General features: G+C 50.5%; 13 protein-coding genes. 10 read left to right on the top strand and 3 right to left on the bottom strand.

The features are described 5' to 3' along the window. Nucleotides 1-437: 437 nt before the first annotated feature. Nucleotides 438-1,001 (top strand): tRNA 5-(aminomethyl)-2-thiouridylate-methyltransferase MnmM, encoded by a 564-nt coding sequence (mnmM, locus tag PJU73_RS06465; protein ID WP_237091540.1) that lies wholly within the window; start codon nt 438-440, stop codon nt 999-1,001. Between the two features lie 299 nt (nt 1,002-1,300). Next, on the top strand, nt 1,301-1,696 hold the full coding sequence (locus PJU73_RS06460; RefSeq protein WP_237091541.1) for a hypothetical protein: 396 nt from the start codon (nt 1,301-1,303) through the stop codon (nt 1,694-1,696). Nucleotides 1,697-1,766: 70 nt separating this feature from the next. Here PJU73_RS06460 and PJU73_RS06455 read toward each other — a convergent pair whose 3' ends face one another. Beyond that, the gene (locus PJU73_RS06455; protein WP_237091542.1) at nt 1,767-2,195 is read right to left on the bottom strand and encodes a TIGR01244 family sulfur transferase; all 429 of its coding nucleotides are present in this window, start codon (nt 2,193-2,195) and stop codon (nt 1,767-1,769) included. Nucleotides 2,196-2,750: 555 nt separating this feature from the next. Beyond that, a complete protein-coding gene (locus tag PJU73_RS06450; protein ID WP_237091543.1) occupies nt 2,751-4,457 on the bottom strand; it encodes a M61 family metallopeptidase in 1,707 nt (568 codons plus the stop codon). Nucleotides 4,458-4,788: 331 nt separating this feature from the next. On the opposite strand from PJU73_RS06450, the gene ccoN reads away from it, so the two are divergent. The 8 genes from ccoN (at nt 4,789) to PJU73_RS06410 (ending at nt 11,189) form a co-directional block, all read left to right on the top strand. Further along, nucleotides 4,789-6,222 (top strand): cytochrome-c oxidase, cbb3-type subunit I, encoded by a 1,434-nt coding sequence (gene ccoN, locus PJU73_RS06445; protein ID WP_237091544.1) that lies wholly within the window; start codon nt 4,789-4,791, stop codon nt 6,220-6,222. A 23-nt stretch (nt 6,223-6,245) separates the two neighbouring features. Beyond that, on the top strand, nt 6,246-6,857 hold the full coding sequence (ccoO, locus tag PJU73_RS06440; RefSeq protein ID WP_237091545.1) for a cytochrome-c oxidase, cbb3-type subunit II: 612 nt from the start codon (nt 6,246-6,248) through the stop codon (nt 6,855-6,857). Between the two features lie 4 nt (nt 6,858-6,861). Beyond that, entirely contained in the window at nt 6,862-7,020 is a 159-nt protein-coding gene (locus PJU73_RS06435; protein ID WP_237091546.1) for a cbb3-type cytochrome oxidase subunit 3, read from the top strand. A gap of 30 nt (nt 7,021-7,050) precedes the next feature. Then, on the top strand, nt 7,051-8,427 hold the full coding sequence (gene ccoP / locus PJU73_RS06430) for a cytochrome-c oxidase, cbb3-type subunit III (RefSeq protein ID WP_237091547.1): 1,377 nt from the start codon (nt 7,051-7,053) through the stop codon (nt 8,425-8,427). Between the two features lie 660 nt (nt 8,428-9,087). Continuing rightward, nucleotides 9,088-9,768, top strand: a complete 681-nt coding sequence (gene queC / locus PJU73_RS06425) for a 7-cyano-7-deazaguanine synthase QueC (RefSeq protein WP_237091548.1) — start codon at nt 9,088-9,090, stop codon at nt 9,766-9,768. Then, nucleotides 9,765-10,184 (top strand): 6-carboxytetrahydropterin synthase QueD, encoded by a 420-nt coding sequence (gene queD, locus PJU73_RS06420; RefSeq protein ID WP_237091549.1) that lies wholly within the window; start codon nt 9,765-9,767, stop codon nt 10,182-10,184. The genes queC and queD overlap by 4 nt, the downstream gene beginning before the upstream one ends. A gap of 4 nt (nt 10,185-10,188) precedes the next feature. Further along, nucleotides 10,189-10,560 (top strand): DUF1304 domain-containing protein, encoded by a 372-nt coding sequence (locus PJU73_RS06415; RefSeq protein WP_237091550.1) that lies wholly within the window; start codon nt 10,189-10,191, stop codon nt 10,558-10,560. Beyond that, nucleotides 10,551-11,189, top strand: a complete 639-nt coding sequence (locus PJU73_RS06410; protein WP_237091575.1) for a 7-carboxy-7-deazaguanine synthase QueE — start codon at nt 10,551-10,553, stop codon at nt 11,187-11,189. The genes PJU73_RS06415 and PJU73_RS06410 overlap by 10 nt, the downstream gene beginning before the upstream one ends. A 342-nt stretch (nt 11,190-11,531) precedes the next feature. Here the strand turns inward: PJU73_RS06410 and PJU73_RS06405 are convergent, their stop codons facing one another. Continuing rightward, a complete protein-coding gene (locus PJU73_RS06405) occupies nt 11,532-11,726 on the bottom strand; it encodes a hypothetical protein (protein WP_237091551.1) in 195 nt (64 codons plus the stop codon). Nucleotides 11,727-11,811: the final 85 nt, after the last annotated feature.

The following is an 11,811-nucleotide window of genomic DNA, read 5'->3' as shown; positions in this document are numbered from 1 at the left end:
TGAATGCAGACTATGCACAGCATGTCTATGATACTATTCGGGGTGTTTGGACATTGAAAACAGGCTTTTATCTACGTCGCGGGCTTTGAAGCCCAAGGTTGGCGTACAACTCTGTTTTCAATCCCGCCCCTGATAGCTGCTTCTGTCGGGGGCTTTTTATTTTATCTTGTGGTTGGTGTTTCTTATACAAGGTTGGGTCGCAACCCAACACGATTGGAAATACCTTGAAACATAAGATTTTGTTGGGTTACGCCCGTGCCTCGCTAACCACAAACTACGCCTGCTTTTGTATGGAAAATTCGTATATTGCTCAGCAAGTTTAATAACCCCGTCCCGCAGGCGGGAAGGGTGGTTTATCGGTTTTCGATATTTTTCCGATTAAAATCAACGCACAATAATACAATTTTTACAACAATCTTTTTTTACCCAATCCAACCATGTTAGCCATTCTTCCCTTTGCCCATTCCCTGCTGCAACACGCCATACGCAGCGGCGACTGTGTGCTGGACGGCACGGCGGGCAACGGCCATGATACGCTGTTGCTGGCCCGCTGCGTCGGCGATAGCGGCACGGTGTATGCTTTCGATATTCAGGAAACCGCCCTTGCCGCCACCCGCCAACGTCTGCAGCAGGCGGACATGCTGCGGCAAGTGCGCCTGATTCATGCCGGACACCAACGCTTGAGCGAATTTGTCCGCCGTCCGCTTGCCGCCGCCGTGTTCAACTTCGGCTATTTGCCGCACGGCGACAAAACCATTACCACCCAAGCCGAAACCAGCATTCAGGCGGTAGCGCAAACGCTGAATCTGCTCAAAACCGGCGGCATTGCCGTGTTGGTGCTGTATCACGGCCACGCCGCAGGCAAAACCGAAGCCCAAGCCCTGCTGGACTATGCCGCCAAGTTGCCGCAACAGCAGTTTAAGGTGTTGCAGTATCAGTTTATCAACCAGCAAAACAGCCCGCCGTTTATACTGGCAATTGAGAAAACCGGCTTGACTTGATGAATAAGCCGTCTGAAAATCGTTTTTTCAGACGGCCTGTTGGCGCCACTGTTCGGGTAAACGCAGGTATAGTGAATAACCCCAAAGCAATACAAGGCGGCGAGCCGCAGACAGTATAAATAATACGGCAAGGAGAAGCCAACGCTGTAGTGCTTTGGGGTTATTTCACTATACTTTTCGGATAAGTGGTGCAACTTTTAGTTGCTGGCGTTGATTGAAATCCGTTAATACAATGATTTTCGGTATGATGAATGCACTGCATACCGAGCAATTTTGTTTACACTGTGATGGAGAATAAAATGAAAAAACTGTTGACCGCCTGTGCCGTGTTGGCACTTACCCCCGCCGCATGGGCCGACGGCGTAGCATTGGTGCAGAAAATGTATCAGGAAGCCCGCCACAACGACGGCACCAGCGTGGTGAAAAAACACGCCGACGGTGCGCTGAAAAAATTAATCGTCCGCAGCGAGAAAAGCGGCGAACTCTGCGTCGATGCCGACCCGATGTGGAACAACCAAGACCCGGAAACTGCAGCCAAAGTCAGCGTCAGCGCTTTAGGCGGCAACAAAGTGCGTGCCAGCTTCGTGCAATACGGCGAACGCCAAAACATCGTCTATACCGTAAACTGCTCCGCCGCAGCGTGCAAAGTCAGCAACGTCGGTCGATTGAAGCAAACCTTGGCCGCTTGCCGCTGATTGTTTTAGGGTTTTGAAAACACACAAGCCGTCTGAAAATCCGATTTTCAGACGGCTTTGCCGTATTTGGCTATTTTGCTGCATCTTCCAACATCGGCACAAAGCGGCTTAAATCGATTCTTGCTGCTTGGGCGGCGGCGAGGACGGTTGCGGGGTTGCCGCCGTTGCGGATTTGTGCCAAGCCCCATAATAAGGCGGAACGGGTGCCGCTGCGGCAATAGGCGAGGATGGGGGCTGGGACGGTTTGCAGGGCGGCGGCGAAGGTGTCGATGTCGGCGGCCTGAATATGGTTGGGGGAGGCAATGGGTTGGTGCAGTGCGGTGATATTGTGTGCCGCCAATGATTGTCGGATTTGTGCAAACTCGGGCTGCGCCGGGTCTTCTCCGTCGGGGCGGTTGCAGATAACGGTTTGAATGCCCAAAGCGGCGGCTTGTTCGATGTCTGACTGGGTGAGTTGCGGGGCGATGTAGAGGGTATCGGTGAGTTTTTGGATAGACATGGGGTTTCCTTTCGGGGCGGGTAACGGGGGTTGAGCAGTATTTCACTATATATAGTTAAAACACTGAATTTTCTATACAAAAGCAGGGTAGGTTGAGGTTAGCGAGGCACGAGCGTAACCCAACCTTATATTTCAAGGTATTCCCAATCGAATTGGGTTTCGACCCAACCTACGCCATGTTTAAAAACCGTATGATTTATTCAGTGTATTTACTATAGTGAATTAACTGAATAATCCATACCATTTAATCCGGCACTTGTAGGGTGCTTGCCAAAGCACGCACCTGTTCTGTGAGTTTTATGTCGAAGTCGTCTGAAAATCTGATTTTAGCTGCGCAGAAACTTGCTTTGCTCGTTTTCAGACGGCATTCATGTGGAATTAAAGAACACGTGCATGCTTGGGCAAGCACGCTACACACGATTCTCCTTCCCGCCAGCGGGACGGGGAACAGTGTAGGGTGGCGCAACTTGTTGCCCACCAATCCTATTTTGATTTCCTATATATCATATTTTCAGACGGCCTGTTTTATCTGTCGAGGCCGTTTGAAAATACGGTTTAATGATTGAACAGCCAGTTTTCAAACAAACGTTGGTCGGCGATATGGAGTGCGGCGGTGTCGGCTTCTGCGGCTTGGGCTGTGAGGACGGTTTGCCGCAAGATGCCGTTGCGGAAAAAGTGGACGGCGGCGCTGTCGCCGACGGCGAGTTTGCGCCATTGTGCCGCCAAGTCGGTGCAGGCGTAGCCGTTGAGGGCGATGATTTTGTCGTGCGGACACAGGCCGCCGTTTTCGGCGCTGCTGCTGTTGAGAACTTGGGTAAGGACGGCATGGTCGGCGTGTTGGGTAAAACGTGCGCCGATTGGGGCGGCGGCGTTTGGCTGTTGCCATTCGAGCGTAATGCCGGCGGATTGCAGACAGTTTTCCAGAGGTAATTCGTCGGTGCTGGATAAGGCCGTCTGAAAATAGGCTTCGAGGTTGAGGCCGGTGATTTCTTGGCAACGGGCTTCCCAGCCGCCTTCGGGTATGCCTGTGCCGTGTTCCAGCCAGTCTTGGTAAAGTCGCCGCATCACGTTATCCAGCGAGGTTTTGCCGTTGCTTTGGCGGCGGATGGTCAGGTCGAGGCATAGGGCGGCGAGTGCGCCTTTTTGGTAGTAGCTGACGATGGCGTTGCTGCTGTTTTCGTCCTGCTTGTAAAACTTGTTCCATGCGGTGAAGCTGGATTCGGCCAAACTCTGTTTCAGACGGCCGGGGGTTTGGCGGATGCGGCTGATAAGTTGGCCGAGCAGTTTGAGATAGGCTTCGGGGGCAATCACGCCGCTGCGGGCTAGGAATAAATCGTCGTAATAAGAAGTAATGCCTTCAAATGCCCATAATTGCTCGGTATAGCATTCTTGGTTGAGGTCGTACGGGGCGAAAGCGGCGGGCTTGATGGATTTGACGTTCCATGCGTGGAAATATTCGTGGCTGAACAGGCCGAGCAGCTGGGTGTAGGCATCGTCGGCCTCTTCCATGCCTGCAGCGGGCAGGCTGTGGCGGTCGGACTGCAGGGCGGTGCTGCTTAAATGTTCCAAGCCGCCGTAGATATTGTCGCCGAGATGGAGCAGGAACAAATATTCGGTAAACGGGGCAGGGGCGGGGAAAGCGGCCAGCTCGGCAGCGCAGATTTTCTGCACATCGTTAATCAGGCGGTTGCGGTCGAATTCGGGATAAATGCCGCTGAGGGCAATACGGTGGGCGATACCGGCGGCTTCAAATTCAAGAAACTCGATTTGGCCGAATTCAAACGGGTGATCGATAAATTCGGCATACGAGGCCGTCTGAAAAGTGTGCGGCGCAATCTGCGGCATGGAAGTGGCTGTTTGCCAGCGTTCGGGGAGGTGTTCGAAAGTGAGGCGGTGGGGCAGGGTTTCATAGCCGGAAATACGCAAAAACAGACAAGCCCCGTCAAAAAAACCGCGTTCGGTGTTTAAAAATGCGCCGCGCACCGATGTATCGAATGCGTAAACAGTGTAGCAAATTTGCCACTCTCCCTCGCAAGCGTCGGCTGTCCAAATATTTTTACTTTTTTGCTGCAAAACCGCCGGCTGCTTGTTGCAAAAGGCTTTCAGTGAGGTGATGTGGCGGGAAAAATCACGCACCAAATAGCTGCCGGGAACCCAATTCGGCAGGCTGATTTCCAGCGGCAAGGTGTTATTTTTAATGAAACTTAACGTAATTTCCCATTCATGCGGCAGGCATTTGGGGCGGACGGTGTAATTCAGCATTTGGCTCAGTTTCCGGTGTTAAAACAGGTTAGGAGGCGGATTTTCAGACGGCATTTATATCTATATGAACAATATAGATAAAACGGCTAAGCGGCAATGTAAACGCCGCTGTGATAGTTTATGTTAATTTGATTCATATCATATTTCAAACAGGGGAAAGGCTTTAATATTACACCATTACATTACCCGACAAATGTAATACTGCTTGGCTCATTTTTACATATATGTTAAATTTAGAAAAATTTAGACTGACCCTGATTGTCTGTTTTCAGCTTTCAGATTAGGCCGGATAAAAAATTTTCAATTCCCATAATTTATGGAGACCATTCCCATGGACACACAAACTTATAACTACAAGGTGGTGCGTCAATTTGCCATCATGACAGTAGTTTGGGGTATTGTGGGTATGTTGGTCGGCGTGATTATCGCTGCCCAATTATTCGCACCTTCCCTTAACCTCACCGACATCGGCCCTTGGTTTCACTTCGGCCGCCTGCGTCCGTTGCACACCAATGCGATTATTTTCGCATTCGGCGGCTGCGGTCTGCTCGGTACGTCATACTATGTGGTACAGCGCACCTGTAACACCCGCCTGTTCTGCGGCCCGCTGGCTGCCTTCACCTTCTGGGGCTGGCAACTGGTGATTGTTGCCGCCGCCATCTCTCTGCCTTTGGGCTACACCCAAGGTAAAGAGTATGCCGAGCTGGAGTGGCCGATTGACATCTTGATTACCTTGGTTTGGGTTGCCTACGCCATCGTATTCTTCGGCACCATCGTGAAACGCAAAGTGAAGCACATCTACGTAGCCAACTGGTTCTACGGCGGCTTCATTCTGGCGGTTGCCCTGCTGCACATCATCAACAATATCAGCATTCCTGCCGGTTGGATGAAATCCTACTCTGTTTATTCAGGCGCAGTTGATGCCATGGTTCAATGGTGGTACGGCCACAACGCCGTGGGCTTCTTCCTGACCGCAGGCTTCTTGGGCATGATGTATTACTTCGTGCCGAAACAAGCAGGCCGTCCGGTTTACTCTTACCGCTTGTCTGTGGTGCATTTCTGGGCGTTGATCTTCACCTATATGTGGGCGGGTCCGCACCATCTGCACTACACCGCACTGCCTGACTGGACTCAGTCTTTGGGTATGGTTCTGTCGCTGATTCTGTTCGCACCGTCTTGGGGCGGTATGATCAACGGTATCATGACGCTTTCCGGCGCATGGGACAAACTGCGTACCGACCCGATTCTGAAATTCCTGATCGTATCTCTGTCTTTCTACGGTATGTCCACCTTTGAAGGTCCGATGATGTCGATTAAAACCGTAAACGCCTTGAGCCACTACACCGACTGGACTGTTGCACACGTTCACGCAGGCGCATTGGGCTGGGTAGGTTTCGTAACCATCGGTTCTGTTTACTACATGCTGCCACGTCTGTTCGGCCGTACTTCTATGTACAGCACCAAACTGATTGAAGCACACTTCTGGATCGCTACCATCGGCGTGGTGCTGTATATCGCCGCCATGTGGATTGCCGGTGTGATGCAGGGCTTGATGTGGGGTTCTCTGAACGACGACGGTACGCTGACTTACTCTTTCGTAGAGTCTGTAAAACGTACTATGCCTTACTACCTGATTCGTCTGACCGGTGGTCTGCTGTATCTGAGCGGTATGCTGATTATGGCCTACAACGTTTACCGTACGGCTATGAGTGGTAAAGCAGTCAATGCAGAAATTCCTGCAGTTTCGCAAACCCAGCACCACTAATTAAAGAAAGATAGGCTACCAAAATGAAATTACAACAATTAGCTGAAGAAAAAATCGGTTTTCTGATTGTATTCACTTTGCTCGTGGTCAGCGTGGGCTTTTTGATCGAAGTAGTGCCGCTGTTTTCCAGTAAAGTGGTAACACAACCCGCTCCGGGCGTGAAACCGTACAATGCCCTGCAAGTTGCCGGCCGCGATATTTTTATCCGTGAAGGCTGTTACAACTGCCACTCGCAAATGATTCGTCCGTTCCGTGCAGAAACCGAGCGTTACGGCCATTACAGCGTTGCCGGTGAGTCGGTTTACGATCACCCGTTCCAATGGGGTTCTAAGCGTACCGGTCCTGATTTGGCCCGTGTAGGCGGCCGTTACTCCGACGAATGGCACCGTATCCACCTCTTGAACCCGCGCGACGTAGTACCTGAATCGAACATGCCTGCTTTCCCTTGGCTGGCACGCAACAAAGTCGATCCGGAAGCAACCGTTGCACACATGAAGGCATTGCGTGCCGTTGGTACGCCTTACAGCGACGAGGAAATCGCCAAAGCACCTGAATCACTGGCGAACAAATCAGAGCTGGACGCTGTAATTGCCTACCTGCAGGGTTTGGGTTTGGCATTGAAAAACGTAAGGTAACATCATGGACGTTAACTGGATTCGCTCGCTTTTTACGCTTTGGGTTTTCCTCTGCTTCATGCTCGTGATTTATATTGTGTTTCACCGACGCAATAAGCAAAATTACGACGAAGCGGCAAGCAGTATTTTTGATGAAGATTCGTCCGATAAAAACGGGCGATAACCGGTTAATCCGTGATAACGGAGCAAAATAATGAACACAACATCCCAATTTACCAGTAATTTCTGGACTATATACATTGCTGCCATCGTCCTGCTCAGCTTTATCGGTTTGGCTTGGCTGCTGTTTTCGCAAAATGTTGTGAAGCAGCCGAAAAAAGGTGAAGAAGTTGAAACCACAGGACACGAATGGGACGGTATTGCAGAATACAACAACCCGATGCCCCGCTGGTGGTTTTGGCTGTATATCCTGACTTGGGTATTCGGTGCCGTTTATCTGGTACTCTACCCGGGCGTAGGCGACTACAAAGGCCTGCTCAACTGGAGCAGCCACGGCCAATACGACAAAGAAGTTGAAAAAGCCAATGCGCAATATCAACCTCTGTATGCCAAATTTGCCAAAATGCCGATCGAAGAAGTGGCAAAAAATCCTGAAGCACGCCAAATCGGTAAAAACATGTTTGATACTTACTGTATCCAATGTCACGGTTCGGATGCTAAAGGTTCTAAAGGTTTCCCTAACCTGACCGACCACGACTGGTTGTGGGGCGGCGAACCTGAGAAAATCCACGAAACCATCGAAAAAGGCCGTGTCGGCGTGATGGCTGCATGGGGTCCGCAACTGGGTGAAGAGCGTGTCAAAGACGTTGCCAACTATGTGATGTCTCTGTCCAAACCTAAAGACCAATACGATGCCGAGCGTGCAGCACGCGGTGAAGCACTGTTTAAAGGTCCGCCTGCAAACTGCTTTACCTGCCACGGCGACAAAGGTCAAGGTATCCAAGGCTTAGGCCCGAATCTGACCGACGATGTTTGGTTGTGGGGCGGTTCGCAAAAAACCATCATCGAAACCATCACCAACGGTCGTCACAGCCAAATGCCGGCATGGGGCAACTTCTTGGATAAAGACAAACTCCACATCATGACCGCTTATGTTTGGGGCTTGTCTAACAAAGACGGTAAAGCACCTGCCAAAGCCGAAGCCAAACCGGCTGCCGCACCTGCAGAAGCAGCTTCTGCACCTGCCGCTGAAAAAGCCGCCGCACCTGCTGCCGCCGCACCTGCTGCCGACGCAGCTGGTGTCAGCCTGAACAGCGACAAAACCGTAGGCACATTCTACTTTGCCACCGGCAAAAGCGATGTAGCCGAAAATGCGGCAAATGTGCTGGCTGACTTGGTAAAAGCAGCAAAAGACGGTAAAAAACTGGTGGTAAGCGGTTATACCGACAGCACCGGCAATGCCGAAGCCAATGCCAAACTGTCTAAAGAACGTGCGCTGGCCGTAAAAGCCTTCTTGGAAGCCCAAGGCGTGAAAGCCGAAAGCATCGAATTGCGCAAACCTGAAGACACTACCGCAGCCCAAGGCAACGATGCCGAAGGCCGCCGTGTAGAAGTGCGTATCGAAGGTTAATGCTTTAGCCAACTGCTGCGGTCTGTAGCACAGGCCGTCTGAAAATCCCCTTGATTCGGATTTGCCGGATTAAGGGGATTTTATTTATAACCCGCCAACCCACAGCCCCACAATAAATATTGGAAATACCTTGAACTATAGTGAATTCACTTTAACAGTAGTACAAGGCGGCGAGCCGCAGACAGTACAGGTATAGTTAAAACACTGAATTTTCTGTACAAGCCAGTAAGCTAATGCCACCTGCACACTGTCCCCCGTCCCGCTGGCGGGAAGGGGTTAGGGGAAGGGTGGCTCGCTGCAGTGTCATATTTTTTAGGTTAATTGACTATAGTACGGCAAGGCGCAGCAACGCCGTAGCGAAAGTTAAGTTAATCCGCTATAGTACGGGACAGGTTCTGTCCGGATTGTTGTTTAATCCGGTTACAAAAACCGTTCTCTTTGAGCCGGGCGAGCCAACGCCGTAATCCTTTTAAAGTGGATTCACGATATAAGATTTTGTTGGGTTACGCCGTACCTCGCTCACCATAACCTACGCCTGTTTTTTATGGAAAACTCGGTGTTTTAACTATATAATGCCGCTTCTTTTATTGTCGGCAACACCGGCAATATCTACCACTGCGGTTCGCAAACCTCCCGCATTACCAAAACTAGGACACGATTATGAATGCTGAAAAAGCCTTGGTTATCTTTTCGGGTGGCCAAGATTCCACAACCTGCCTGCTGCAGGCGCTTGAGCGGTATGGCTCGGGCAATGTCGAAGCCATTACTTTTCACTACGGCCAACGCCATGCGGTCGAATTGCAGCAAGCCCGTTGGATAGCACAGGATTTGGGCGTGCGTCAGACTGAATTGGATTTGAGCCTGATGCAGCAGATTACCCATAATGCACTGATGGAAGACGGAGCAGAAATCCGCACGGAAGACAACGGTCTGCCCAATACTTTTGTGGACGGACGCAACGCCCTGTTTTTGCTGTATGCCGCTATTTACGCCAAAGGGCAAGGCATACGCCACATCATTACCGGCGTGTGCGAAACCGATTTTTCCGGTTATCCCGACTGTCGGGACGTATTTGTCAAATCCATGAACGTTACCCTGAATCTGGCGATGGACTACGCATTCCAAATCCACACGCCGCTGATGTATCTGACCAAGGCGCAGACTTGGGCGCTGGCGGACAAATTGGGGCGTTTGGATTATGTTTTGCAACATACCCACACCTGTTACAACGGCGTTATCGGCGGCTGCCATGAATGCCCGAGCTGCGTTTTGCGGGAACGGGGATTGCAGGAATATTTGGACAGTCAAGGCCGTCTGAAAACGGTGGTGGAGTCGTTATGAAAATTACCAAAATCTTCACTTTCGATTCGTCGCACATGCTCGACGGCCACGACGGTAAATGCCGCAATCTGCACGGCCACACCTACAAACTGGAAATCACCGTTTCAGACGGCCTGATTCAGGGTGGGGCAAAAGACGGTATGGTGATGGATTTTGCCGATTTGAAAACCATCGTTCAAGCCGAAATCATCAATCCTTTCGACCATGCGTTTATTTACCACGGCGGCAATGAGCGTGAAAGTCAGATTGCGGCGCTGCTGGACGGCTGGCAAATGAAAACGTTGCGCCTGCCTTGCCGTACCACTGCCGAAAATATGGCGGCGCTGATGTATGGCCGTCTGAAAAACGCAGGGCTGAACGTGTGCAGCGTGAAATTGTGGGAAACGCCGACTTCTTGTGCAGAATACGAAGGATAAGTAAATGAAAATATTAAGCATATTATTGGTTTTATTGGTGGCTGTGGAACATTTCTACATCGCCTATCTGGAAATGTGCTGCATTCCGAGCGACAAAGCAGCGCAGATTTTTGACATGCCGCATGAATTTATGCAGCAGAAACGGGTGCAAATCATGTTCAGCAACCAAGGGCTGTATAACGCCTTTCTCGCCGTCGGGCTGTTGTGGGCGCAGTTTGCCGCACCGGCGGTGGCCGTGTACAGCGCCACGCTGCTGTTTTTGGGTTTTGTGCTGCTGGCCGCTTCGTGGGGCGCATTGAGTTCCGGCAACAAAGGCATTTTGTGGAAACAGGGGCTGCCTGCAGCATTGGCGGCGGTGGCAACGATATGGGTGTAACGCAGATTTTGCCGCAAAATCCGTTGTTTCGGATTGTGGAAATTTTTGAAAGTCTGCAAGGCGAGGGCTACAACACAGGTATGCCGGCGGTGTTTATCCGCTTGGGCAAATGCAATTTGGCATGTTCTTGGTGCGACACCGATTATCTGACTTTTGAAATGATGAGCCTGAACGAGATTTTAGGCCGTCTGAAAAAACACACCGCCCGCAACATCATCATTACCGGCGGCGAACCGACCATTCAGCCGCATTTGGCGGTTTTGCTCGATGCACTCAAAGCCGAAGGCTATTATTTATGTATGGAAAGCAACGGTTTAAACCCTGCGCCGCCGCAAATTGATTTTGTCGCCGTTAGCCCCAAAGCCTGTTATGCCGCCAAATACGAAAAAAACTGCATTGCCGCCGCAGACGAAGTGCGGATTGTCGCCGACGGCGATGTAACCGGATTTTGCCGGTTGATGGAAGACAAAATCAGGGCAAAACACTTTTACCTTTCGCCCTGCGAGCAAAACGGCGAGATGAATATTTATGAAACCATACGCCAAATCGGCGTGTTAAACAGCCGCCCGAACGCCGCCGTGCATTGGCAACTCAGTATCCAGACGCACAAACTGGCGGGTATAGAATAGGCGGTTTGGGCTTGGTATAGTGGAATAATCTCAAAGCACTACAGCGTTGGCTTCGCCTTGTCGTATTGTTCATAATGTTTGTGGCGTGTCGCCTTGTATTGCTTTGGGGTTATTCCGCTATATAAACTTGTTTGGCCATTTTAATAAAATCTTCATTTTCAGACGGCCTGAAGCAAACTTTCTGATGATTCATATATAGTGAAATACCAAATTTGCTGTACAAATCGGTAAGCCAGCGGTAGTTGGCATATGATTGGCGGGCAATAAATTGCTCGCTTTACATACAGTTCCTCGTTCTAAGGTGTAGCGTGCGTGCCTCAGCACGCACATGTTCTTTCAATTTCACATCAATGCCGTCTGAAAACGAGCGTAGTGAGTTTCTGCGCAGCTAAAACCGCAGGTTTCGCCAAAACGAGCAAAGCGAGTTTCTGCAAAGCTAAAATCCGTTTCATCAACTGTTGCACTGTAAAGGTTAAGTTGCTTGACCGTGGGTTTTAAATTCCGTAAAGTAACACGTTTTTTGAGAAAATTGGTCAAACCAATTTGCTGTGTCGTTCTCTTGCGTTTTCGATGATGCAAACAGCAGGGGTATGATACGGGCGGTTTCTCAATTTGATTGTTT

It is taken from the genome of Neisseria lisongii, from assembly GCF_028463985.1.
Classification (GTDB): domain Bacteria; phylum Pseudomonadota; class Gammaproteobacteria; order Burkholderiales; family Neisseriaceae; genus Neisseria; species Neisseria lisongii.
Note: the sequence above shows the minus strand (reverse complement) of the source record. Positions and strands in the feature narration are given on the sequence as shown.